Annotated in this window: 19 protein-coding genes; 4 read left to right on the plus strand and 15 right to left on the minus strand. The window is 40.3% G+C overall.

Annotated features, from left to right (window positions below; translation table 11 throughout):
* The first annotated feature begins 176 nt into the window (after nt 1-176).
* Both HGJ91_RS00450 and HGJ91_RS00455 read left to right on the plus strand, forming a co-directional pair.
* On the plus strand, nt 177-974 hold the full coding sequence (locus tag HGJ91_RS00450) for a transposase (RefSeq protein WP_291345705.1): 798 nt from the start codon (nt 177-179) through the stop codon (nt 972-974).
* Nucleotides 971-1549, plus strand: coding sequence for a transposase (locus HGJ91_RS00455; RefSeq protein ID WP_291345707.1), 579 nt, complete (start codon nt 971-973; stop codon nt 1547-1549). The genes HGJ91_RS00450 and HGJ91_RS00455 overlap by 4 nt, the downstream gene beginning before the upstream one ends.
* A gap of 176 nt (nt 1550-1725) precedes the next feature.
* Here HGJ91_RS00455 and HGJ91_RS00460 read toward each other — a convergent pair whose 3' ends face one another.
* Nucleotides 1726-2574 (minus strand): DNA ligase, encoded by an 849-nt coding sequence (locus HGJ91_RS00460; RefSeq protein WP_291345708.1) that lies wholly within the window; start codon nt 2572-2574, stop codon nt 1726-1728.
* A gap of 198 nt (nt 2575-2772) precedes the next feature.
* Here HGJ91_RS00460 and HGJ91_RS00465 point away from each other — a divergent pair, with 198 nt between their 5' ends.
* Nucleotides 2773-3651 carry an alpha/beta hydrolase gene (locus HGJ91_RS00465; protein ID WP_291345709.1) on the plus strand — a complete coding sequence of 293 codons (879 nt, stop codon included), beginning with the start codon at nt 2773-2775 and terminating at the stop codon, nt 3649-3651.
* Nucleotides 3652-3654: 3 nt separating this feature from the next.
* Here the strand turns inward: HGJ91_RS00465 and HGJ91_RS00470 are convergent, their stop codons facing one another.
* The 5 genes from HGJ91_RS00470 to HGJ91_RS00490 are packed head-to-tail and all read right to left on the minus strand — an operon-like array spanning nt 3655 to nt 8905.
* On the minus strand, nt 3655-4968 hold the full coding sequence (locus HGJ91_RS00470; protein WP_291345710.1) for an LYR motif-containing protein: 1314 nt from the start codon (nt 4966-4968) through the stop codon (nt 3655-3657).
* Nucleotides 4952-5635: an ABC transporter ATP-binding protein gene (locus tag HGJ91_RS00475; protein ID WP_291345711.1), complete on the minus strand. Its 684-nt coding sequence runs from the start codon at nt 5633-5635 to the stop codon at nt 4952-4954. The genes HGJ91_RS00470 and HGJ91_RS00475 overlap by 17 nt, the downstream gene beginning before the upstream one ends.
* 25 nt (nt 5636-5660) lie before the next feature.
* On the minus strand, nt 5661-6896 hold the full coding sequence (locus HGJ91_RS00480; RefSeq protein ID WP_291345713.1) for an FtsX-like permease family protein: 1236 nt from the start codon (nt 6894-6896) through the stop codon (nt 5661-5663).
* A 12-nt stretch (nt 6897-6908) separates the two neighbouring features.
* Entirely contained in the window at nt 6909-8147 is a 1239-nt protein-coding gene (locus tag HGJ91_RS00485) for an FtsX-like permease family protein (RefSeq protein WP_291345715.1), read from the minus strand.
* A gap of 11 nt (nt 8148-8158) precedes the next feature.
* Entirely contained in the window at nt 8159-8905 is a 747-nt protein-coding gene (locus HGJ91_RS00490; RefSeq protein ID WP_291345716.1) for an outer membrane lipoprotein-sorting protein, read from the minus strand.
* Between the two features lie 553 nt (nt 8906-9458).
* On the opposite strand from HGJ91_RS00490, the gene HGJ91_RS00495 reads away from it, so the two are divergent.
* Entirely contained in the window at nt 9459-11360 is a 1902-nt protein-coding gene (locus HGJ91_RS00495; protein ID WP_291345717.1) for an adenylate/guanylate cyclase domain-containing protein, read from the plus strand.
* Nucleotides 11361-12003: 643 nt separating this feature from the next.
* On the opposite strand, the gene HGJ91_RS00500 is transcribed toward HGJ91_RS00495, so the two are convergent.
* From HGJ91_RS00500 to HGJ91_RS00540, 9 genes are all read right to left on the minus strand, one after another.
* A complete protein-coding gene (locus tag HGJ91_RS00500; RefSeq protein ID WP_291345718.1) occupies nt 12004-13146 on the minus strand; it encodes an MFS transporter in 1143 nt (380 codons plus the stop codon).
* Between the two features lie 11 nt (nt 13147-13157).
* Complete coding sequence (locus tag HGJ91_RS00505) at nt 13158-16838, minus strand: SIS domain-containing protein (protein WP_291345719.1); 3681 nt, start codon at nt 16836-16838, stop codon at nt 13158-13160.
* Nucleotides 16839-16870: 32 nt separating this feature from the next.
* Complete coding sequence (locus HGJ91_RS00510; protein WP_291345720.1) at nt 16871-18235, minus strand: penicillin-binding transpeptidase domain-containing protein; 1365 nt, start codon at nt 18233-18235, stop codon at nt 16871-16873.
* A complete protein-coding gene (metG, locus tag HGJ91_RS00515; RefSeq protein WP_291345721.1) occupies nt 18232-19863 on the minus strand; it encodes a methionine--tRNA ligase in 1632 nt (543 codons plus the stop codon). Before metG ends, HGJ91_RS00510 begins: the two co-directional genes overlap by 4 nt.
* A complete protein-coding gene (locus tag HGJ91_RS00520; protein WP_291345722.1) occupies nt 19860-20672 on the minus strand; it encodes a stage 0 sporulation family protein in 813 nt (270 codons plus the stop codon). The genes metG and HGJ91_RS00520 overlap by 4 nt, the downstream gene beginning before the upstream one ends.
* Nucleotides 20665-21723 (minus strand): DNA polymerase III subunit, encoded by a 1059-nt coding sequence (locus HGJ91_RS00525; protein WP_291345723.1) that lies wholly within the window; start codon nt 21721-21723, stop codon nt 20665-20667. The genes HGJ91_RS00520 and HGJ91_RS00525 overlap by 8 nt, the downstream gene beginning before the upstream one ends.
* Nucleotides 21724-21726: 3 nt before the next feature.
* Complete coding sequence (locus HGJ91_RS00530) at nt 21727-22002, minus strand: HU family DNA-binding protein (RefSeq protein WP_291345724.1); 276 nt, start codon at nt 22000-22002, stop codon at nt 21727-21729.
* 80 nt (nt 22003-22082) lie between these two features.
* Nucleotides 22083-22607 carry a UpxY family transcription antiterminator gene (locus tag HGJ91_RS00535; RefSeq protein WP_291345725.1) on the minus strand — a complete coding sequence of 175 codons (525 nt, stop codon included), beginning with the start codon at nt 22605-22607 and terminating at the stop codon, nt 22083-22085.
* Nucleotides 22604-24826 (minus strand): LPS assembly protein LptD, encoded by a 2223-nt coding sequence (locus tag HGJ91_RS00540; protein ID WP_291345726.1) that lies wholly within the window; start codon nt 24824-24826, stop codon nt 22604-22606. The genes HGJ91_RS00535 and HGJ91_RS00540 overlap by 4 nt, the downstream gene beginning before the upstream one ends.
* Nucleotides 24827-24914: the final 88 nt, after the last annotated feature.

Consider the following 24914-nt stretch of genomic DNA (forward strand, 5'->3'; position numbering starts at 1 on the left):
AATCTTAAAAATTCTTGGTTTAAGAACTAAATCATATACTCTGCAAAGGTAACTGGTTAAAATTAATTGAAATAAAATCAAATGGTTGGTAGAATCCAACTGTCATTTGCGGTAATAGCATTTGATATATAGTGAATTAGCGAAAAACACAATAATATCAATAAGAAAGGGCTCAAATGAAACATAACAATATTGGTTCTAAAACTCAAGATGACATTTGCATTCTTGGCAAAATTGATGATTTTTTTAAGCAGTTTAACATTACTACCACCTTGCATCGATGTGGTGTTCGGAAACGACATGGTCATAGCGTTCGTTCTTTGATTATGGCAATTTTTACATTACCTTTTGTGGGTAAAAACTTTTTCAGGGGCATTGTGATCAACGACAATTTAACATTTGGGAAAGATACCGCATATGAAGTCCTCAAAGGATGTAAGTCCAACTGGCGGCGCCTGATATTGCTTTTAGGTGTCCGGCTTTATGGTTTCTTTAACCGACTGACCGATGAAACACGTGACTCGGTTTTGATTGTTGATGACAGCCCTTATGATCGATCTCGATCCAAGGCGGTAGAACTTTTGTCACGGGTATGGGATCACAGCAACGGAAGGTTTCTTAAAGGATTTCGAATGCTCACTGTCTGCTGGTCTGACGGCACCAGTTGCCTGCCGTTGGATTTTGCACTGTTATCATCAACCGATGCTAAAAAACGAATTTGTGAAAGCCACAAACCAATGGACAAAAGATGTTGTGCATGGCAACGGCGGCAAGAAGCAACAATCAAAGCGCCAAAGAATTTGGAAGCCATGGTCAAACGGATATTGGCCGCCGGTGTTCAGGCCAAATACCTGCTTATGGATAGCTGGTTTACAATGCCTGCCACAGTAACCGCATTATGTAAACATATTGATGTTATCGGCATGGTGAAAAAAACTCCGAAATTCATTACGGCTACAAAGGCCACCGGATGAATTTGAAAACCATTTATCGGAAGCTCAAAAAACGTCGTGGCCGGGCAAAGATTTTGGCAAGCGCAATTGTAACATTAAAAGAAGGCTTACCTGTTAAACTGGTATTTGTAAGGGATAGACGAAAACAAGACTGGCTGGCATTGATGTCCACGGATCTTGAGCTGTCAGATGAAGACATCGTTCGCATTTACGGCAAACGCTGGGACATCGAGGTGTTCTTCAAGATGGCCAAGCAGCATCTGAAACTGGCAAAGGAGATTCAATGCCGAGATTATGATGCTTTAGTCGCCCATACCAGCATCGTTTTTATGCGATATATGTTTTTGGCTTACCAACATAGGATAAATACAGATCACAGAACCTTTGGGGAGCTGTTTTATGCCTGCTGTGAAGAAGTATCCGACATTTCCTTTGTTGAGTCTCTTTATAGAATAATGGTTCTTGCTGGAAGCCGTTTAAAAGCGAGTGGCAGTTATTGTGAAAAAACAGCAACATGTTTTTTTAACACAATTATGCAAGCCGCACTTCAGAGTGCTGGTTTGTTAGGAAAAAGAAAGTTTGCGAGTAATTATTAAACCCGAAAGTTGAGTAATAAGTTAAAAATATGGAAAATTCTGCCTACCTATAAAATTCTACTTGTTTTTTTCCTTTATCGTGCAAGTATCATATTAGACATGTAAAGGAAATCAAAATTTCGTCCCGGTCCGAAGCTCAAGTTGATGGGCCTGATCTGAGAGGATCTGCATGATATTCAATCTTGCCTCACCCGTAAAAAAGATGCAAATTTAGGTATCCCGTTTTTGGTAAAACCATAGTACTTGAACGTAACAATTGTTCCTATGGGCGGAGGATTTTTCCTGTGTTGGTCTGTAAAGCCTGTGCCCAGCTTAAAAATTATCTCATTTTCAAGCTTTAAGGTAAGAGACCCCATCATGGTTTTATATTTCCCTTTTCCTTTGTTTAAACCAATGACCACACCTTCCATATCCCGAAATTTTTTTACTTTCAGGACATGGGCACTTCGGCCTGTATGGTAAGGCATTTCAGGGTCTTTTACGACCACGCCTTCCCCGCCTTTTGATTGCACCTCATCTAAAAAAAGATCAAGATCTGATTTATCTTTGACCCTTATCTGGGGAATAATTCTTATATGAGTATTCTTGTGGATTTCAAACCATGCGCTTGCCTTGTTGAGTCGTTTAAGAAAACCTCCTTTTTCATTTGGGACCTCAAAAATATTATAGGTGATTTCCTCCCAGCCATTTCCCGGATTTTTATCAAGGACCGTTGACTGGATAAATTCAAAATCCCCCCTTTTGCTCCAGAGTTCACCATCAAGTTCAAAGCCAGGAAAATTTTTAATAAACCATGACGGCGGATTTAGAGGCAATCCCTTGCGGGTCAGTAATTTTTTTCCATTCCAGTAACCACGGATACCATCAAGTTTTTCACTCATCACCCACCCTGTTATTTCTTCTTCACTGGTGTAAACTTTGGGTTTTTGTAAAGATAAATCCCCGGCAAACAGGGCTTGTCCGAAACTCAACAACAAGAATAATACAGATATTGTTATATACTTAAATCTTTGACAGGGAACCATTCCATCTCCTTGGTTACGACACCCGATCTTCTTTCTAAAATATGAACGTGCTTATTGTCAATAAAAAGAAGTGTCAACAGGACTTGGTGCATATTCCGGGCTTTGGGATTTTTTTTATACTTTTCTTGACAAAAAGCAAGCTCCTGTCCTATAGGCTAAGATTCCTGCTTGATAAAGTGCCGGATAAAGAGAGCGATAATGACAAAAGAAAATTTTATAAATACTTCCCAGGGATTTTTTCATTACCATGTCCTGGGGGAATCAGAAAATCAAATTCATTTTTGTCACGGCAACTCCTTGAGTGCCGGAACCTACCTGCCTTTTCTGGAAAAACTTTGTTCCCATGACCTGAAAATCTATGCAACAGATATCAGGGGACACGGATTTTCAACAAAGGAAAATACGGCACAGATCAAAAGCTGGGATATCTTTGTCAAAGATCTTGAACAGGTTGTCTCATCCATAACAAAGCCTCCGGTTATCGGCATCGGCCATTCCATCGGCGGATATTTTACCTATGCGGCAGCCGCTTTATACCCCCACCTTTTTTCAAAGGTGATCCTGCTGGATCCGATTATTTTTCCTCTTAAAATTGTCTGGTTTGCCGCTCTGATTAGAAAAACAGGACTTGCAGGATATTTACCGCTGTCCAGGATGACCCGGACGAAAAAAAGTGAGTTTCAATCCAGAGAAGAGGCCCTGGCCCATTATTCGGGCAAGGGTATGTTCAAGTCCTGGAAACCGGAATATGTTCAAGCCTATGTGAATACCGCCATTGAAAAAGATACTGCCGCCACTTATGAACTGTGCTGCAATCCTGAATTTGAAGCCCAGATCTATGAATTTGTCCCTTTCAATACCTGGCAGCATGCAAACCACATCAATGTTTCTGTCCTTGTTGTCCGGGGAGAAAGATCAGACCTTTTCCATAGGCAGGCCGGCATCCGGTTGACAAAAAAAATAAAGGACTGCACCTTTATTGAACTGGAAAAGCTGGGTCATTTTTTAATGATGGAAGATCCGGATAAAACAATAGACACTATCCTGCCTTTTATTCACTCTTCAAATTTCTCCTGACCCCTAAAAATAATATGTAAGTCGTACGTAGGCATTCGGAGCGGCGTTGGTATAATAATTTGTGCCCGGAATCAAAAAACCGCCATATTCACTTCCTTTTTTCCCATAAAAAAGAGTTGCGCCAAACTGCAGGTTTGAATTCTGTGTCACACTCCAGATCGCCCAGGGCTGGATGATACCGGAAGGATCCCTGATATTGTTGATGACACTTAAATAAATATTAAATAAAGGATGAAGTTCCATCTGGATCTGACCGCTTAAATAATTTTTTCCAAGGGCAAACAATTCCCCCCTGTCAATTTTTTCCATAACTTCAGGATCATCCATGGCAGTTGTATAATTATTTTTTCCAAGCCCGTTATGATAATATTCAATAAGGCCGTACATGTTTTTTTTCTGCCATACCCAGGAGTAATCAATATTTATTACAAATTCAAAATATCCGTTTTTGTCCCTGCCATCTTCCAGCGTTGACCAGACAAGATCGGTCCGCCATGCTGCATTTCCCAAATAACCCGAACCCCCTATGCCTAAAACAGCTTCATTATAATGCCACGCTCCCATTACATCCATTTCAATATCGCCTGCAAAAAAATGAAATTTTCCTGCAACAGAAGAACTTTTAAAATCAACTTTTCCTGTTATTGCATCCCTTCTCGGGACATAAAGCAGGTTGCATTCTCCCAAGAGTTCTGTATTAAACCCAAGAGAAATAAGATCGTCACCCATCTTGTAATCGCGAACTGTATCAGAAGGTGCAAAAGGATTGAAAAGATCCATGGGATTGAAAATAAGACCATTTCCCCATGTAACAGCCTGTCTTCCAATGATGATGTCACCCCAGGATGGTTTTATTGAAAAGAACAGACGGTCAAGCCGGTTCCATAAAACATAGTCCTCTGTCTTTTCAATTGTTTTTGTTAAGTCTAAAAGGCGTCTCTTATCAATATCTGAAGGGTTATAATATTTTTGAAGATATAATTGTTTTTTATATGTATCCCCTGATTTGAGGAAGGCCTCATAATGAGCTTCAAGATAAATTTTTTCAGATAAAATAAATTTGTCAAACAACCTGACATTGGCAAGACCGTCCAAGCCGGTATGGGTTCCCACAGGTTCAAAATAAGACCCGTCATCATATCCTGTTACGCTTCCCTCAAGTGTTAAATGCCCGCCAAACCGGTTATCAATATTTTCATACCATGCCTTATTTTCATACGAGATCGGGTTCTGCCCGGCCCAAAGGTTCTGGGCAAACAACAGGGATAAAAAAAAGGATACAAGCCACCATATGTTGCCATTATCTGGTTTCATCATTTACAATGAGCCCGTCTCTGATAATGACAAGTCGTCCGGCATAATCCATGACCATGTTGTCATGGGTTGAAAAAATAAAGGTGACCTTTTTTTCTTTGTTCATTTTTTTCATCATTAAAAGAAGACCTTCACCTGTTTTTGAATCAAGATTTGCCGTAGGTTCATCTGCAAGAACAATGGCAGGACCTGAAACAATGGCCCTTGCAACGGCAACCCTTTGCTGCTGGCCGCCTGAAAGTTCGGCAGGACGTCTGTGTAATTTTCCTTCAAGACCTACATCATCGAGTATCGCCTTTGCCCGGTCGTGTCGTTCAGTTTTAGAAACACCCTGCAAAAGCATGACATATTCAACATTTTCAATAGCCGACAAAACCGGGATAAGATTAAAGGCCTGAAAAACAAATCCTATTTTATGCAGTCTTAAAGAGGCAAGACTTGTCTGGTTCATGTCTGCAAACTGATTGTTGTCAACTATTACACTTCCTGAGTCCGGCAGATCAAGGCCGCCTATGATATTCAGCAGTGTGGTTTTGCCTGACCCTGACGGGCCTGCAAGGGCAACAAACTCCCCTTTTTCTACTATAAGATCAACACCGCAAAGGGCCGGGACTTTTACTTTTCCCTGCCTGTATGTTTTCGTTATATTTTTTGTTTCAACAATTGCCATATCATGTCTCCATGTGAACAGATTTCTAATTTTTCATCATGGCCTGGGTCGGGGTAAACCTGGCAGCCTTAAAAGCCGGATACAAGCTGACTAAAAGACCTAAAACAAGCACCACAAGCCCTGCCGCAGCAACATCCTGCGCCCAGATTTCCGGGTATAGTTTTCTTGGGATTCCAAACATTTCTGCACCTGCTGCCAGAGCTGATAAATCAATCCCTTTTTCTGAAATGGCGGCAACACTTAAAAATCCCAGAATATTTCCTGCCGATATCCCTAAAATCAAAAGGAAAAAAGTCTCTGTCACAACCCCCTTAATGACCTGAAAGGGTCTCATTCCAAGGGCCTTCATCAAACCGAACTCCCTCATTCTTTCAAAGATGGCCATCAGGGTTGTATTGACAATACCAAAACCCATTGCAACAAAAACCACAACATACCAGATATAAAGGAAAAAATCCGACATCTCAAGATAGGCCTTTATCATGGGTAAAAGCTGTTGCCATGTTTCAATAACACAGGTGTCATCGGCGACAGCGGCTTTTAATTTCTTTGCAGCTCGGGTTTCTTTTTTGCCGGTAATATCAAGCCTGGGCAGCATGATGGAAACTTCTGAAATTAAATTTTCCATTTTAAGCATCTTGCCAGCCTGTGATATGGGAACAAAAACAAATTGCTTTTCAACGCTTTGGGATTCCGCACTGAAAACTCCGACAATCCTGAAAGCTTTTGAAGCAATCTCCTTGTGGGTGTCCTGGGACATGAGAATCAGCTTATTATTGATTTTTGTATTAAATTTTTTAAGAAACGCCCGCCCGACAATAATCTTATTTTTATCTTCTGATGTAAGATAACGTCCTGATATCATGGCCTTGCCAACGAATGATATTTTTGCTTCCTTTTCAGGTTCAATCCCCACAAGGGTCACACCGCCTGCGTGCCTGGCGTTGGAAGCAACAGCACTTACCCTTATCCTTTTTGCCCAAAGGGCATCCTGCCCAAGGACTGTAGAAAGGGCCTTGTCAAGCTTATCAATGTTATCCATGGAATTTTCAACAACAGGGTCATTACGATAATCCCTGTGATGGATCTGGATACTTCCGGTAAGGGTGGATATGGAGTTCCTTACCATTTCGGTTTCCATTCCCCGCATGAGTGAGCCCAGAAAAATCATGCTCCAGACACCTATGATTACTGCCAGCAGGATCACAATGGTTCTTCTCGGGTTTCTCCAGATATTTCTCCACGCTAATATTATATACATAATTTTTTATCTTTACACATTGTTCATAGCTTCAACTGGTTTTAATTTTCTTATTTTCAAAGCGGGGAAAACAGAAGACACAAAGGTAATAACAAATACCACCAGAGGTCCTGCTGCAGCAGAAATTAGGGACAGCCTCGGGTATAGCCTGTCGGGAATCCCGTATTGTTTAAGGATGTCTTGGGTGCCGGCAATATAAATCCCTTTGTTTTGAAAATAAAGCGTTACAAGACTTCCGATGATGATCCCCAGAACAATTCCCACAATGGTCATGCAAATGGATTCAAACATGACAAGCTTTGTAATCCTTGAAGGGGTCGTTCCGATAGCCATCATCACGCCGAACTCCCGGGTCCTTTCAAAGATAGCCATTAAAAATGTATTAAAAATGCTGAAGGCGACAACAATGACAAGGATGATATACATGATGATGCCGGAGACCAGATCCATTTGTATCCCCTGCAACAGCCCCGGCATAATTTCCATCCAGTCAGGGACTGCAAGATATTCATCTTCTTTGGCATTAGAAAAATTATTCTGGATTGCCTGTTTAACCATGGAGATATCACCAAGGGAATCTGCTGTTATAACAGCCTCATGAACACTTTTTCCCATTGAAAAGATTTCCTGGAATCCTTTAAGCCCCATCATGATAACATTCCGGTCAAATTCATCAATGCCGGAGTTAAAAATACCTTTTATGGTAAGGACAGCAGCGGCAATTGAACCGTCCCGCCCCTGTCCCAGTATAATAAGTTCATCATTGATATCCACTTTTAAATTATGTGAAAGAAGTTCTCCTATAAGGGCTGTATACGCATCCTCCTCTTTTAGGTAAAATCCCTTGCGAACAAGGGATTTTATGGTAGAAACACTGGCTTCCCTTATGGGATCTATCCCGGTTACAACAACCCCGTACGTTCTTTTATCAGACGATACCAAAGAGAACCCACTGGCCCTGAAAGTGTAAGCATCAATACCTTGTACCGTGTCAAGAACCCTTGCAACCTGATCAGGATCTTTAATGACAAGGCGCATTTTTTTGTCTTTAAGATAACCCTTTGCCTGTACCTGTAGGTGGCCGGTACTGATTTTAACAGAAGTATTGATCATTGTTTCATAACACCCTAACTGGAAAGAGAGCATAAACACAAGGATCATGCTTGCAAAGGCAATGGCGGAGATGGTAAGAAGTGTCCGGCGGGGGTTTCGCCATATATTGCGCCACGCCATTTTTAATTCTATAGACATGCCATATCCTTTTATAATCCTGGATTTTTAAGATAGGTCCGGGTGAAAATACGTTTGCTCAGATTTTTTTTAAAACTAATTTTTTCATATACAAATCGGGTATACTCATCTATTGCATCTGATTTCTGCATTTTCCATTTTAAGGGGAAAAGCTTGTCGCCTGTCATCTGGATATCCCATGCCGTCATTCTCTTTACAGCCTGAAGATCTTCATCAAAAAACACTTCACTTAAAAGAATATTATCCTCTCGTATGGTCAGTTTGATCATCCCCCAGATAACCGGGGCCTCGGGCTTGGGTATTGATTTTATAGAATAGACTTTTTTGCCCTGATCAATTTTTGTGTCCTCCAGGGTATGTATATAATCTTTGATAAGGCTGTCGGTCTTTGCAAGGTCGTTGTTGGAAAAATCCGATCCGTGCCAGCCTTGTGACATCATGGAAGGGGGCAGCTTGATGACCCGGTTTACCTTGGGATTATACATCCACATTCCCTTGCCGACTTTAAGGGTACCGTTCCCCCTGTCCTTTGCAGGGTTGGTGATAACAAACAAGGAATCAGATTCTCCCCGGGTCCAGGCCTTGATGGTCACAACGCGTTCCCAGTCAGGCCGGTGGATGGTCATGGTTATGGTTGATTCAGAGGCTTCACCCCGCCAGTAATCAAAGGCTTTCTTTACGATTGTTTCAGCCGTCATCCGGGCCTGTGAGTCCACTGCAAAAAAAAGTATTCCAATGATCAATACGACTTTTTTCATTTAGCCTCCACAATCTGAATTGAGTGCCTGAATCAAGTTTTTATGATATATTTTGTGTCAATGGATTATACAATTGCTGCCAAAGGTATCGCAAGTAGATTTAAAAATTTTCAGGTATCCCGGCCACTGGGTCTGTTCGCCCATGCTTTTAAGTTATTTGTACAAAGGTGAGGCCATCATTAAATCGGCATTTATTAGAGTTGCCATTTACCCAATATTATCCCTTAGTCATTAACTAATATCCGGGGTTTATAAATATATTATTTACTGGAATGCAAAAGAATGGCTTATGATGCCGGTTCTGGTTCATATATTGTAATCTAAGAATTTAGGCTTGAATCCATCCCACCAACAAGGTATTGGATCAGATTTTATATGAGGATAAACCCAATAACCTCTTGACCCATCAATAAGCAGTTTGTATTATATCCTATTAACTAAACACTCTCCCTGATTTGATATTACATTCGTTTTAAATTGCATTCTCGACCCAGTCAATACTTTCTTATTCATTAAATTCTGTAACCGTCAACCAAAAAGACGAGGTGATCTAATGAACGCAGAACAGAAAGAAACGCGAAAACTCAGTGCTATCCTTAGTGCCGATGTCAAAGGCTACAGCATTCTCATGACAAATGATGAAACATCTACGATCAGGACATTAAAAGAATATCGAATCATCATGTCAGAATTAATCAAAGAGCATTCCGGTCGTATTGTTGATGCTCCTGGTGATAACTTGCTTGCTGAGTTCACCAGTGCTGTTAATGCGGTTCAATGTTCCGTGGAGATCCAGAAGGCATTGAAAATCAGAAATGCTGAACTGCCGGATGATAAACGACTAGAGTTCCGTATTGGGGTCAACATCGGTGATGTGGTACAGGATGGTGACAGCCTGTACGGAGAGGGAGTCAATATTGCAGCCCGTATCGAAGGACTTGCCGATCCTGGCGGCGTATGTATTTCAAGGGGCACTTATGATCATATCCGTAACAAATTAGGCTTCGGCTATGAATATCTTGGTGATCACAGTGTAAAAAACATCAAACACCCGGTAAGGGTTTATAAAATTCTAACGAGCGAGGAGGATGCAGGCAAACTGATTGGTGAGAAATCAAAACCCGTATTAAAATCCTGGATCTGGTCGACTATTGTTGTAGCGGCAATAATTTTGACTTTGACTGGATATCAATTATTTCAAAAAATTACAGCTCCTGAATTTGAACCGGCATCCATAGGAAAGATGGCTTTGCCCTTACCCGATGTGCCCTCCATTGCCGTGCTGCCCTTCGTGAACATGAGTGGAGACCCTAAACAGGAGTTTTTTAGTGACGCGATTACCGAGAACATCATCACCGTTCTCTCCAAGGTTCCACGCTTGTTTGTGATATCCAGGCAGTCAACTTTTTTTTATAAGGGCAAACCTGTAAAAGTTAAGCAGGTGAGTGAGGAGTTTGGAGTTCAGTATGTGCTGGAAGGGAGCGTTCAGAGGTCTGCCGACCGCATCCGGATTAATGTCCAATTAATCGATGCCCTTACAGGACATCACCTTTGGGCGGAGCGGTACGAGAGTGATCAGAAAGACCTGTTTGCCGTGCAAGATGAGATGACCATGAAGATCTTGCAGTCCATCCGAGTGAAACTATCGGAGGGGGAAATATCTTCGGCATACTCGCAATACTTCAGGGGGAGGAAAGGTTTCGATTGCTATTTGAAGATCATGGAGGCAGCAAAGTACGCAGACCGTTTCACTCTTGAGGACTACTACGTGGCTCAGCGGCTTTTAGAGGAGGCTATTGCAATATGTCCAGAAAATCCAATAGGATATGTCCGACTCGGTTGGGCCTACCGAATTAGCGCAATCCTTGACAAAACGAAGCCCTATCAGGAGGCTCTTGAAAAAGCTAAAGAGATGATAAAAAAAGCTCTTGCCATGGATGATACTTTAGCCGACGCTCACATTCTTTTATCTATCTTATATAGAGCAGAAAAAGAGTATGACAAGTCGATTGCTGCCGGGAGACGGGCTGTAGAACTTGATCCCAGCGGATCGACTGCTTATACTTACTATGGAGCGGCCCTCCTTTTTGCATCCCGGCCGGAGGAAGCCATTCCACTGCTTCAAAAAGCAATCCGACTCAACCCCAATGCTGAAGCTTGGACCTTTGTATTTTTGGGCCATTCCTTCCGGAATACAGGTCGGCTCGAAGAGGCGATTTCGGCATATAAGAAAGTCTTACAACGTGCGCCTGATCACCTTATTGCTCATATTGCCTTGACGACTGTATACAGTTTGATGGGTCAAGATGAGGAGGCCCGCGCCGAGGCTCAAGAAGTTCTCAGGATAAATCCAAAATTCTCACTAATTCCCTTCAAGAAAAAAGCTCTTGTCTTTAAGGATAAGTCGGAAAATGATATGATTTTAAAAGCCATGACCAAGGCTCTTCAGAAATAGAAAACAACATGCAACAAAATCCTACTTTTTTTCGCTATGCACATTTCCGGCCGTAATCGTCACCTTTCCGAGCTGTTTTGTAGTGAGCATTTTAGGTGCGGTGAAATTACTGTGTCAGAGACAATTGGCTTTGCGGAATTTGAAAAGTTGAACCTAACTGGCATAATTATGAAGAATAAATGATATTAAGCCATGTCTGCTCTTAAATCCGAAGTTTAATGCAAATTCAAATAGAATGGTAACTGGAGAACTCAAATGTAGAATCAATTATATGGGACCAGGAAAAATCAAATTGATCGAGACGCCGTTAAGGTATATTGGAGATACAGATTATTTTAGAAAATTCAGCTTTATTCATTTTTATAGATCTATTTTCAATTTTTTTAAGGCGATGAGCAAAGTTACATATCAAAGTCTAAATTGAATCTTGCCGAGGAGATCGGGGTATGGGCTGCAGGGAATCGTTGATTGGCCTTCTACACAGGGTCTTAATGTAGTGGAGCGTTAGGACCGGGAACTGTTTGAGCGAAGCGAGTTTTTCCGGTTAGCGGAACTTAAATTTAGAGCCTGTAAGAAGATCAATCGGATAAGTCGCAACCCGTGCCCCGACCCGTGCTCCGACCGGGTTAACGCAAAACAACGCCTACAAAGATGTCGGCTTAATCCTGATAAACTGGACAAAACAAAGGGAGATAAAACTGAAAAAGGCCCCGGCCAGGAAAGGAATTTTATAGTCCACCATCCATAACAGCCCGCCAATGACCGGCAGGACCACGGCTGCAATATGGTTGATGGTAAATCCCACGGCAGCACTGGCTGCAATATCCCTGGGGTTGGCAATTTTCTGGAAATAGGTATTAATGCCCGTGGAAAAATTAAAAAAAATGTGATCAAGGACATATAAGGCACCGACTAGAAGTTTTGAATCAACAAACGCATAGGCGATAAAAACCAGGATAAGGAAAAAGTATTCTATTGAAAGAAGTTTGCGTTCTCCATATTTTACAATAAATTTTCCAATGAGGGGATTGATGAAAAAATTGATCCCATTGTTCAAAAGAAAGAGCAGGGTGATATCCTGAACGGAAAATCCAAATTTTTTTACCATCAAAAACACGGCAAATGCCATGAAAATCTGCCGCCGTGCGCCTGCCATAAAGGTTAAAAAATAAAAGAGCCAGTATTGTTTTTTTAATATTAATTGTTTTTTTTGGGGAATGATGTCCTTGTTTGCAGGATTTTTTGTAAAGGCCCAGATACCGCAGACTCCGATCATTCCACCAAAAATAATATACATGGTTTTATAGCTGAATATCGGGGCGATGAAAAATATAATGATGCCGACCACAATGCTGGCAGCGGCGGCATAGCTTCTTTGTGCACTTAAAACAAGAGGGGAGGTCAGTTTGTCAAAGTACTGGAGTGTCAGCGACTTATTTGTTGTTTCATAATAGTGGAATCCGAAACTCATGATCATGGTTGTAAAAATAAGGCCGAAAAAGCTGGGTAAAAATCCGGTTGCAAAAAGACCTGCTCCCAGGATGATAATGGACAGGGCAGACAATTTGTGTTCTTTAATGATTAAAATTACGTAGGTGACCAGTAATGCCAGAAACCCTGGAATTTCACGAACAGACTGCAGCGCACCGATATGATGGCCGTCAAGTCCGACAATGTTAACACTGAAATTGTCAAAAAGGGTTGCCCAGCACTGGAGCCCTGCGGTAGAACAAATGGTCAAAACGATGAGATAGGAATACATCTGTTTTTTTTTATAATCAGGCATTAAACAACTTTTTATTGAATTTTATTTATTATCTTTTCAACTACTTTTTCTGCAGTATCTCCAAACAGGGTTTCAACTTCCACCAGGTTAAGATATTTGTCATCCCATTGAAAATTATCACTTTCAAGAATCCAGTCTTTGAGCCTGTTATATTTGCCGCCCAGAGCTTTGATCTTTTTTAAAAGCGGTACGTCATGCGATGGTTTAAAGCTGATATTTAAAGACAGGATATATTCAATGATGTTGGGTGTGGCAGGATTTGAAGAAATACCGGGAATCACCAGAATGTTCTTATTATCCTTTTTGCCTTTTCCAATATAAACATTTCCTTCTCTCACAATGATGTTTTTAGTTCCTTTCAGCCTGTGATCTATTTCCACTCTGGAATGGTCATTTTTTAACGCACCGGTTTTATTTACTATTTTAATTTTGGTCTCTCGGGTGACGTCACCTAAAAGACTCAACCCTGAGATCTGGTAGAGAAAGGCACCTTTGATTTCGGAGATAACTGCCTGGAGGTTTTTAATCACCAGGACATTTTTATTGATAATCTGAGAGATTTGAATGCCATTGGCAGACAGTTCATCAAAGACAAGGCCTTCAAATTTTTCATTGATTCTACTGGTGCCGACCGTTACGGTTTTGGCTTGATGTTTGATGGCATCAACCGGTCTTGCCATGATGTTGATAGCCTGGCCAATGTTATCAAAGAATGTATTCAACATGTTGGAAGGGGTGCCTTTTTTTTCAAAATCAATTTCAAAATCTGACACCGGCAGCCTGCCGGACAGGTATTTTAAAAGCAGTGTGATATTGGCAACGATATCAAGACCCATGGCAGCAGGGAAGCCGCCTTGTTTTCGTTTTTTTGAAAACTTGTTATAGAATTGCGCAATGGTTTCCCTGAATCGTTTTTCCAGAAGAATTTCATAAACATCATGCCCCATGGTGGTATATCCGTCTAAAAGATCCTGGATTTCAATTTTCCCTTCATACATGAACCTGGACCCCTCATTAATGGCAAGGGCGGCATAATACCCCCAGATGTGTCCGACAAGCGTATTAAGGACAGGTGCAAAATGTTCTTTTGTCTCAGGAATTTTAAATACATCCCTGGCATAAGGGTCAAACCGATCTTCTCCAATGGTGGTAATAACCACGGGGGTTGCTTTGTGTGCATGGAAAATGGCCGTATCCTTTATAATATCCCCCAGTACGCTTTGTCTTGTGCCGGCAGCACAAATGATGATCAATGGTTCGCTTGACAGGTCAATATGTTTTTTATCTTCAATAAAGTCAGACGAAATGGTTTTATAGCAAAGCTCACTGAGTTTGATCCTGATTTCATCGGCAGATGTCTTGTTTGATCCTGATCCTACGGTTGCCCAATAGTCTTTTGAGACCGCAAGTCTGAAGGCCGAATCTTTGATTTGATCTTTCATCCCAAGTATGATTCTCATTTTATCCGGCAGGCTTATGATTTCGCTGATCTGTTCTGAAATAAAAACACTTGATCTTGTTTGGGCAATGCGGGTAATGTGAAGACCTAAAATCGCTCCTGCCGTAATCTGTGAATAGAATGCTTTTGTTGATGCCACAGACATTTCAATATCGCGGCCGGAGCTGGTATATAATACACCATCTGTTTTAAAGGTCAGATCAGAATCTCTCCTGTTTACGATGGCCAGCGTTTTGGCGCCACAACCTTTCACCAGGTCAACGGTCCTGTTGGTATCAGTTGTGGTGCCGGACTGGCTGATGGCCACAACAAGGGTATGAATCATGGACTGGGATTTATTTTCCCCTTCAATAATACTGAATCCGGAAAGCTCAGACGATTTTAAGGCTCTGATGGTGATATCAATATCCCCCAGATAGAAATTTAACAGATCTGCACAGCCCTGAGCCGCAATACCGGCAGTTCCCTGACCAATAAAATAGATTTTTTTTATCCTGTTGTTTTTAAAGCTGTCTTCCAGTGATTTTGGAATCACTGTCTCATCCAGAGTTGTGGCGAACCGGTTTGATTCCGGCGAAAAAATGATTTTATCCTCCAGGGTTTTTTCAACCGAACCCGGGGATTCTGAAATTTCTTTTAAAAAATAGTGGGGGAAATTCTGCCTGTCAATATCCCTTGATGTAATCTGGCTTGTCAGTACTTGATCCTCTTCTATGCTGATAGGGGTATTGTCGTAATAAAGGGATTGAATCCCTGATACACCCCCCGAGGAATTTGGATCAAGAATAACGATCTGACCTTTGTTTTCTCCATTCAGTTTGATGTAATCCTGAGTTTCCTCCACAATGCCATAGAGCTCTGACGCTGCAATATAATGATCCTTTGCAATCCCGACAAAAATGGCCTGGCCACTTCCTTTCTGGGCTAAAAACAGTTTGCCCGGTGCAAGATTCGAGTGCATGCTGATGGCATGAGAGCCTTCAAAATCATTGACAGCCATTCTGAAGGCCTCTTCAATGGAGTTGTTGAGTTTCAGGTAGTGCTCGATCTGGAGCGGAATCAGTTTGGTGTCAGTATTGATATCTTCATGGATTTTATCATATCGTGCTTCATATTCTGTTTTTAATTCAAGATAATTGTCAATATCTCCATTCAGACAGATATGAAGGATGCCTGTCTTGCCGATTTTTCTATCTGTGGGAGTGTTGTCTTGCGGGTGGCAGTTGGCTATCGTAATATCTCCGACAGAGGCCCATCGAGTATGAGCAGATACGGAATTGGCAACAAAGTGATAATTTGAAAGCAATTGAAGAATGAGATCATTTTTAATCTGGCTTCGGATAAAGGATACATTATCTCCAAGTGAACCGATTTCCGCAGCAATTTTATAGATAAAAGAAATGGTTACGAAATGTGTGCCGTTTTCCGAAAATGTATCCTTGATGGTAAGGCTGTTATTGGGTAATACCAGATGATTTGTTCTCTGTTTCAGCTTTTCGGCAAGTCCTGCCTTGATCAGCCCTTCCCTGAAATTTTCAAATTCGGGCTTAGCAAAGGTAAGTATAATTGAAATTCCCGCAGAATCTCTTCCCCTGACTTCAAGACGGTCAATACTGTTTAATACAGCGTTAATTCTTTTGAATATCTTTAATCCGCGGGTGTTGTCAGAACTTTCAAGTCCAATGGTAAGATTGCTGATAGCGGTTATATTATCCAGAATTTCTTTTTTAAGGCACCAGAAAATATCCTGGAGTTTTTCAAGACGGTTGGAAATTATTTCAACATCTGAAGAAGAAAGATTTGAGTCTTCTTTCTTAAACGCAGCGGTTTGATCCTTTATCAATTGTTCAATTGTTTTTGAAATGGATAAAAGAAGTCTTCTTTTTTCTTTGTTAAAAAACAGATCAGAAAAAATGTTTTCCTGTTTAAAACCCTGGCATTCTTTAAATAAGGTGTTCAGAAGATCATCACTGCCAGAGACGTCGCTTTTTGTTTTTAACGAAAGGACCATTTCCTGGAGAGGGTTTAAATTAAAATGTTCCGGGCTGCCGCTCCCTTTAAATGCAACAAATGCCGAAATACCGCATGAGACGGTATTGGGTTGATATGGGAAGAATATGATGGCGTTTTCTTCTGCCCCTGTTATGGATGTTCCGAATTCAATATTGATTGAAAATAGTTTTTTGACCCGATTAAAAAAAGGGTTTAAAAAATGCTTTCCTTGCAGAATCATTATTTCCTCCGTCGCCCAAAATGTTTTGTGCATCACAATTGTGCAGTTTTAGCATTATTATTTTTAAAATATTGTTTTAAAATCATTTTTGCATAGGTGCCGGCTCTTGTTCCAATATATTTTCTATGGCCGACAACAATAGACAAAGCAATTCTTTTGTTTGTTTTTTTCTCTTTCCCAAAACCGGTGAACCAGTCGTATTTAACCGTATTATCTTTATTATATAAAGATCCGGTTTTTCCACCAATCACAAGCGTGGAAAGGACTTTATCTTTTGAAGCACCCCTGAAGGATTTTCTGGCAGTCCCCGTTGATACGGTTTTTTCCATGAGTTGCATCATTGTTGCTGCAGTTTTGGGTTTTATTGGTGTTATATAGGTTGCTTTTTTATTTTTGTAAACGATTTCTCCGTCAGAGTCTGTCACATGTTCAACAATACTTGGCAGCATGACGTTACCTGAGTTGGCTATAGCCGAGACGAGCATAACACCAAATAGTGGTGACATGGTTGTATCATTGTTAAATCCGCAACCTAGCTCTGCCAGATGGTAATTATTGCTGTTCGTTTTAAATGTGCCTGTAACAAAGGGTAATTCCGAATGAATAATCTGGTTGAATCCAAAAGCAGCGGCATAGGACTCAAGTTTTTCTTTTCCAAGGTAATTTTTTCCGATTTTCCCGAACACCGGGTTTACGGATTCTGCAAAAGCCCTGGAAAATGAAATTTTATAGGTATATTTATTTTTAACATCTTTGAGTTGACGCTTATATAATGTGTACTTATTCCCATTAAAGTACAATTGCGTCTGCGGAGTGTAGCCCAGTGTTTCAACAGCAGCCGCAGCCGTTACAATTTTAAAGATGCTTGCAGCCGGATAGTCTGATTCGATACAGGGATTGCTATTGGGATTTTCAAGATCAAACCCTGTCATGGCAATAATTTTTCCTGTATCGGCTTCCATGACTACAAAGGCAATCCTTTGGGGTTTCCCACGGGTCAGTTGTTTGAGGCGGTCAAGCAGAGACAATAAATATTCCTGAAGATAAACATCAATACTTGTCGTAATTGTATAACTGGCTTCAGGTGCATCAATGGAAAAGATGTTTTTATTTGTATGGACAAATTTTGTATTGCCGATGATATCCTTTAATTGAGCCTTTGATAACCGGTTTTGTGGTTCAGAGGTCTGCAGTTTTGATCGTGCGGGATCTTCCTTCCGGGTTTCGTGAAAACTATTTTTATTTTCAGGGACTTGGTTTTTTAAAAAATAGAGTCCTGCAATCAAAAGCACCAGGGCACCAGACCCAATGATTACTTTTATTGTTTTTAAAAAAAGAGTCCTCTTTTTTTTAACGATATAGTCAGATTGAAAATTTCGCCAGGAGTTTTCTTTCATTTTACCGGGTTTCCAGGTGCAACCGATTTATCAAAATTGGAAGCCGACAGTTTTTTTTTATGGCTTTTGGGTTTAATTTTATTTGTATCAATTCTTGGAAATAAAATGTCCGGCTTTTCAATGATGGTTCCTTTTTTAATCTGTCCCCAGGGGAATGTTTCTTCCAGGGAGTAGAAGCCCTTTTCTCTTTTTTCCATGCAAAGGGTTTCTTGCATTTTTAAAGATGTTTGCGGCATAATGGGGTATATCAGGCAGGAAACAACCCTTAACCCTTCGATTAGATTGTAGAGGACTGTCCCAAGGATAAGAACATTGGCATCATCCTTGGCCAGTGTCCAGGGCGCAGTCGTGTCAATATATTTATTCATGATGCTGATAAATTGCCAGATGGCCCCGACCCCTTTGTGGAACTCACAAAGAGACATGGCCTGCTTGAATTCATCAACGGCTTTTTTTGCATCAGACGCCAAAGACAGGTTTTTTTGTTTCTCAATTTTGGCATCCGATCCTTTTACTTCACCCGTAAAATATCTAGAGTTCATGGAAAGGACTCTTGAAAAGAGATTTCCAAGGTCATTGGCAAGATCCGAGTTGATTCTTGACACAATGGTCTCCTCTGTGAAATTGGCATCCAGTCCAAAAACCATCTCCCTCATTAGAAAGTATCTGAACGGATCAATTCCGTATTTATTTGTCACCTGGATAGGATCTGTGACATTGCCGATACTTTTTGACATTTTACTGCCTTTGACATTCCAGAACCCATGGACATTCAATCCATTATAAATTTCAATATCGGCGGCTTTCAGCATAATGGGCCAGTAAATTCCATGGGGTTTGATAATATCTTTGGCCACAAAATGACGGGTACTCGGCCAGAATTTTTTAAAAAGTTTGCCATCAGGATACCCCAGCGCTGAAATGTAATTTACAAGGGCATCAAACCATACATAGGTGACATAATCTTCATCAAAAGGCAGAGTGATTCCCCAGGTCAACCGGGATTTTGGACGGGAAATGCAAAGATCTTCCAGGGGGTCTTTTAAAAAAGAAAGAATTTCATTCTTGTACTGTTCGGGCTGGATAAAATCGGGATTGGCTTTGATATGGTTGATGAGCCATTTTTGGTATTTGCTCATCTTGAAAAAATAATTAGATTCCTTGATGACTGTAGGCTCAACACCATGGTCCTGGCATTTACCGTCTATAAGCTCTCTTTCCTGATAAAACCGTTCACACCCGAAACAATAAAGCCCCTCATAGCTTGAAAAGTAGATATCCCCTGAATCATAAATTTTTGAAAGAACATCTTTAACCACTTGAATATGGCCTGGATCTGTTGTTCTGATAAAATGGTTATTTTTGACATTTAATACCGGCAACAGATCCTGAAAAAGCTGACTGATATTATCAGCATATTCTTTTGGGGTTGTTTCTTGTTTTTGGGCTGCCTGGACAATCTTATCTCCGTGTTCGTCCGTTCCTGTCAGAAAAAAAGTTTCATAGTCATCTATCTGTTTGAATCTCGTTGCAACATCAGCAGCAATGGAGGTGTATGCATGCCCCAGATGGGGTTTGGCATTCACATAATATATGGGGGTTGTAAAAAATTGTTTTTTGGGTTTCATGATTTTGCAGATCCCGTGATGGAGTTAGCCAGTTGTTGGATGGTTTTTTTTATTTCGGTATTATCCTCTAAACGGATAGTGACGTTTTCTTTCAGTACATTCTGTCGGATAACTTTTCCCTTTCCTTCTTTTATTGTGATTTTTTTTCCTAATTTCGGCATCTTGCGTTTAAGGCTTTTATAGGTTTCATTTTCAAAGGTCAGACAGCACATCAGTCTGCCGCAAACCCCGGAAATTTTTGTGGGATTCAATGACAGCCCCTGTTCTTTTGCCATTTTGATGGAAACCGGCTCAAACGTACGCATAAAAGAGGAACAGCAAAGTTCTCTTCCGCATTTGCCGATACCGCCGCAATGTTTTGAAAGATTGCGAATCCCGACCTGACGCATTTCAATCCGAATACTGAACTCTTTTACCAGAAGTTTGATGAGTTCTCGGAAATCAATCCTGCCGTCGGCAGTATAGAAAAAAGTCAACTTGTTACGATCAAATGTACTTTCAACACTGAACAGATTCATGAGAAGATCTAAATCATTGATGCATCGGATGCAAAAATCAAAGGCTCTTTTTTCAAGCTTTTTTATTTCTTCTCTTTTTAGAAAGTCTTTTCGGGTGGCAATACGGACAATCTGCTTAAATTTTCTTTCAACATTTTTAACTTCAACAGGCGGGATGGCAATTTTACCAAACCCAAGACCCTGCTCAGTTTCTACGATTACAGCATCGCCCTCTTTCAGTACAAAAGCATCGCTTTTGAAATCATATATTTTCCCTGCTGTTTTAAATTTAACACCAGTAACTTTAATCATAAATCAACTTTCTTTTATTTGTAACAATTTTAAGGAAAAATTTATCCAATGTTAATCTTAGTGTACAGTTCGATGCCAGCCTTTTTTCCGTTTCGTACAGATAGCCGGTCCAGTCACATTTTTTTTTTGTTTCAACCATCTGACTAATATCTGTAAAAGTGTCAAAAAAATCAAGATTAACTATTTTTTTTGGATAAAGTTTAAAAATCATTAAATCCCGGAAAAACGTTTTCATAATGGCAATGGTATCATCAATAAGGTCGGGATTGAAGCTTAACTTTTGTGACAGCATCAATCCTTTTGATATGCAGGTGTTTGAGTCTGTTTTAATTATGCTTGCAAGGGCGTTAAGTAACCACTTTCTTCTTTTGATCCAGTCGACATCTTTTGCCTCATCATTTTGATTTAAATTTAAATACATCATTGCTTTTTTCAAGTCAGAATCGGCAGTTTTCGATGCAATTACAGCCATTTGTTTATCAACCTTGAATTCATTGATCAGACAGTGTTCAATGAGTTTGTCGGTCAATGGTTTAAATCTGATGTCACGGCATCTCGAAATAATGGTTGGAAGAAGGTAAGATGTCTTGTTGGCAATGAGGATGAAAAATGTTTTTTCAGGCGGTTCCTCAAGCATTTTCAATAATGCGTTCTGGGCCTGTCTATTCATTAGATCTGCATTCAGAATCAGTACCATTCTGAATTTGGCCTCATTAGGCTTGGATGAAATGGCTAATCCCATTTCACGGATTTGGGATATGGAAATTATTTTTTTCCCTTTTCGAAGGTTGACACATAGGATATCAGGGTGGCTGTCTGCATCTATTTTACGGCATGACTTGCAAGTATTGCAGGCAATGCCCGTCTCTTTCAAACAATTACACGCCTTTGCAAATAGAAATGCCGATTCTTTTCTTCCTGTATTCTCATTCCCGGAGAAAAGAAGGGCATTTGGAATTTTTTTTGCCTGAATGATTATGGTTAACTCAGATACAGTTTTAGCTTGGTATTGCAGTTGATCAAAATCAGACATGGTTTGATCAATACCCATGTGTTAATAATCTACCCGCTCCTTTAGTTCTTTTCCGCATTTGAAAAACGGGAGTCGTTTGGGAGGAATAGTGACTTTTCGGCCGGTTTTCGGGTTTCGGCCTGTATAGCTTTTATACCCTTTTATATGAAAACTGCAAAAGCCCCTTATTTCAACCCTTTCTCCTTTGACAAATGAATCGGAAAGCGAGTCGAAAAATATTTTAATGACCTCTGAAGCTTCGGATTTTGTCAGGTTTGCTTTCTCTTTTAATGTCGAAATCAATTCAAGTTTATTCATACTTCCTCTTTCCATGTTGAATGATGAAATCTTATCATTTTTTTACGTTTCTAATTAAAATTTCATAAAAAGTCAAGGGGTTATGCAAATAAGCCAGGGATTTTTTCAACACTGTCTTCCTCTGCTTCAACACCGGCATATTGTCCTAAAACCTCTATTTTGATAACAACACGTCCTTTCCCTTTATATCTTGTAAATTCTCCTTTTACCCCCGCCATAGGACCTTCTGAAATTATCACAGGGTCTCCTTTTTTTATGCGGACATTTTCCCCTGTGATCAGATCCATGTTGGCACTGGTCAGGATTTTTAAGGATTCAATCTGTTCTCCCGGCACGGGTACCGGTCCGGATTGATTGCCCAGCAGTCTGACGGCCCCGATCGTTTTTAAAACATTCAGCTGGTCACCAGAGTTAAATGTTGATTTTACAAAAACATATCCCGGAAAAAGCGGAGTTTCTATCATAAGGCTTCTATCTTTCCGCCGACTTTTCCGCTTTGTTTTGGGCAAAAACGCCTCAATTTTTTTTTTAACAATATTAGTATACACTATTTGCTCAAAGTTACTTCTTGTCAGAAGGGCAAACCAGTTTAATTGTTCAATCATTTTGTACCAAACTCTCCGATTCCATGAAGATTTATGAGAAAGGTAATACTCTGTTCGCCACTTGATTCTGCAAAATAAAGATTAAAGGTCCAGCAGGATTTTTTCAAGGCAAACCCTGCCTGTGTTTCCACGGTCTTTTCTTCTTTCAGATTTTTTTCAATGGAGTAATATGCGGTTAATTCATCTGTCAAGCTGACATCGATTTTTGAATACAGGGATTCTGATACGTTGAATGTATATCGATATTCTGTTCTTAAGGAGTCTCCTCTGTTGTCTTGCAGTGTATTTCCGATGTTTAAGGTTTTAAAATGGTTGTCATAGGGGGACCAGGAAAGATCCATATCAAGGGTTATAAAATCGTTAGGATTCAGTGCCGTATCAAGTGTAATATCTGAAAACGGTTTGGGTTCGTTATCTCTTTTCTTTTTAATATCATAACTTTGGTAAAGTTTAATATAGGCAAAATCGCGGTAGGTTGTTATCTCTTTCCCTTTAGGAGTTATTCTCGATTTTTTGGAAGTGAAATTGTTGGTAAGAGACCAGGTAAGAAGATTTTGTTCCACAATCCTGTCCAGAGAATCAAAAGAGGGCAGATCATTTTGGATGACGTTTGGAATGAAGGCGTATTCAAGTTTCGGGATGATTTCATGTCTGGTTTTATCTGCAAATTCATTATTGGGATTAAAGATTTTAATCAGCTTTGTGGACAGCTGGGCACCAATATCATACATCTGTCTTGTCCGGAGATTGTCGGAATTGCCGTTAATATCCGTGAACTCATTGGTATGCCAGATGGTCTGGCGCACACCAACAGACGGCTCAAAATTAAAAAATTTGCCAAGTTTTAAGGGCAGATAGATTTTGGGGTAGATATCTGCCCGCTGACCTTTTACAAGCGTTGCACTTGTATCTTTCCGGTAAAAAGATCGATATTCGGTATCAAGGGAATAAAAGAATTTTGAAGGACCGATCTGCTGTTTGAAGGCATCAAACTGAATGCTTGGAAGCGTTTGCAAGGTTGTGTCATCGATATTTTGGCGCCGGGCATGAATATTGTCATACCACAACGCATCGACATTCAATGTGTAGGTTGACCATGATTTGCTGATGTTCAGCCAGTTTTTCCGGATATGGTCATCATATTCATCCAGACCCCGGCCAAATTCTTTTTCAAAATATTCCTTGGTTGCGGTGTATCCGGTAAATCCGTCTTTAAATTCATGAAGATAATCTTCATCACTGGCGATGTCGATATCCAGCTTGGCTGTAAATCCATTGGGAAGGTCCTGGTTGTGTTTCATCCTGAACCAGAAGCGATCCGTATTGGTCCTTTGAGGGGTGGTGGAAAAACTATAGTTTTCTGTATTGATTGTTCCATCATCTATTTTATCATCTTCAAGAAAATCAAAAAACAGGGACCCTTTTGTTTTGTTATCCATTATATATCTGAATTCGGTTCCCAATTTTGTTCCTCTGTCAGACATATAATCTACATAAACGCTTGCATCGGTATTCCTTGAAATAGCGACAAAAAGAGGTTGCTCGTATTCAACTCCCTTTCTGTCCGATGATGTGAATCTCGGGAATAAAAGACCTGTCTGGCGTTTGGTCTTGACAGGAAATACAAGAAAAGGGCTGTAAACGGCAGGGATTTTTTTTGCCCAGAGAACAGCATGACTTGCAAGTCCATACCCTTCAATAGTAACTTTTATGTTTCTGCCGGAAATTTTCCAGTCAGGAGAGTCGCCTGCACATGATGTGATGGACCCTTTATCGGCACTATAAGAAAATTTACCCGTCTTTCTAATATTCTCACCATTAATATAAAAATTGTTTTTCTGGATAAAAATGGTCCCTTTGTTGATGGTGCCGATTTCTGTTGTAAGATTGATATTCATGGCATTGCAGGAGATGGAATCTTCGCCGGATATCAAAAGAACATTGCCCTGGGCAAAAGCATCCTTTGTTTTATTTGAAAATTCAACATAATCAGCTTCAAGTCTGGTTTTACCCCCGGTGATGACAACATCATCTTCAGCAATATATAGATTTTTTTTGTTGTCAAAGGTCACTGCCTGCGCGGAGATATGCCAGGGAATCTCTTTAGGATTTTGGGGGAGAACATTTGCTTTTGCAACCCCCTTGGTTGATACAAATATGTAAAAAAAAGCAAATATTACAAAAAGTGGCAGATACCGTTGCCTTAACAAACAGACCATGTTCTTTCCAGTAAAAAATTGCACATCGATTAAAATTACTGTATAAAGCCATTTTATAGTTTAAAAGTCAAGTTAAGAATGCGTGGTT

Origin of the sequence: Desulfobacula sp. (assembly GCF_014237455.1) — a bacterium.
In the GTDB taxonomy this organism is placed as follows: Bacteria; Desulfobacterota; Desulfobacteria; order Desulfobacterales; family Desulfobacteraceae; genus Desulfobacula.

Excerpts from the sequence above, each read along its gene's own strand:
- HGJ91_RS00465 (WP_291345709.1), top strand. The coding sequence starts at position 2,773 with ATGACAAAAGAAAATTTTATAAATACTTCCCAGGGATTTTTTCATTAC.
- HGJ91_RS00460 (WP_291345708.1), bottom strand. The coding sequence starts at position 2,574 with ATGGTTCCCTGTCAAAGATTTAAGTATATAACAATATCTGTATTATTC.
- HGJ91_RS00455 (WP_291345707.1), top strand. The coding sequence starts at position 971 with ATGAATTTGAAAACCATTTATCGGAAGCTCAAAAAACGTCGTGGCCGG.
- HGJ91_RS00470 (WP_291345710.1), bottom strand. The coding sequence starts at position 4,968 with ATGATGAAACCAGATAATGGCAACATATGGTGGCTTGTATCCTTTTTT.
- HGJ91_RS00535 (WP_291345725.1), bottom strand. The coding sequence starts at position 22,607 with ATGATTGAACAATTAAACTGGTTTGCCCTTCTGACAAGAAGTAACTTT.
- HGJ91_RS00480 (WP_291345713.1), bottom strand. The coding sequence starts at position 6,896 with ATGTATATAATATTAGCGTGGAGAAATATCTGGAGAAACCCGAGAAGA.
- HGJ91_RS00485 (WP_291345715.1), bottom strand. The coding sequence starts at position 8,147 with ATGTCTATAGAATTAAAAATGGCGTGGCGCAATATATGGCGAAACCCC.
- HGJ91_RS00540 (WP_291345726.1), bottom strand. The coding sequence starts at position 24,826 with ATGGTCTGTTTGTTAAGGCAACGGTATCTGCCACTTTTTGTAATATTT.
- metG (WP_291345721.1), bottom strand. The coding sequence starts at position 19,863 with ATGAAACCCAAAAAACAATTTTTTACAACCCCCATATATTATGTGAAT.
- HGJ91_RS00450 (WP_291345705.1), top strand. The coding sequence starts at position 177 with ATGAAACATAACAATATTGGTTCTAAAACTCAAGATGACATTTGCATT.
- HGJ91_RS00495 (WP_291345717.1), top strand. The coding sequence starts at position 9,459 with ATGAACGCAGAACAGAAAGAAACGCGAAAACTCAGTGCTATCCTTAGT.
- HGJ91_RS00510 (WP_291345720.1), bottom strand. The coding sequence starts at position 18,235 with ATGAAAGAAAACTCCTGGCGAAATTTTCAATCTGACTATATCGTTAAA.
- HGJ91_RS00505 (WP_291345719.1), bottom strand. The coding sequence starts at position 16,838 with ATGATTCTGCAAGGAAAGCATTTTTTAAACCCTTTTTTTAATCGGGTC.
- HGJ91_RS00520 (WP_291345722.1), bottom strand. The coding sequence starts at position 20,672 with ATGATTAAAGTTACTGGTGTTAAATTTAAAACAGCAGGGAAAATATAT.
- HGJ91_RS00525 (WP_291345723.1), bottom strand. The coding sequence starts at position 21,723 with ATGGGTATTGATCAAACCATGTCTGATTTTGATCAACTGCAATACCAA.
- HGJ91_RS00500 (WP_291345718.1), bottom strand. The coding sequence starts at position 13,146 with ATGCCTGATTATAAAAAAAAACAGATGTATTCCTATCTCATCGTTTTG.
- HGJ91_RS00475 (WP_291345711.1), bottom strand. The coding sequence starts at position 5,635 with ATGGCAATTGTTGAAACAAAAAATATAACGAAAACATACAGGCAGGGA.
- HGJ91_RS00490 (WP_291345716.1), bottom strand. The coding sequence starts at position 8,905 with ATGAAAAAAGTCGTATTGATCATTGGAATACTTTTTTTTGCAGTGGAC.
- HGJ91_RS00530 (WP_291345724.1), bottom strand. The coding sequence starts at position 22,002 with ATGAATAAACTTGAATTGATTTCGACATTAAAAGAGAAAGCAAACCTG.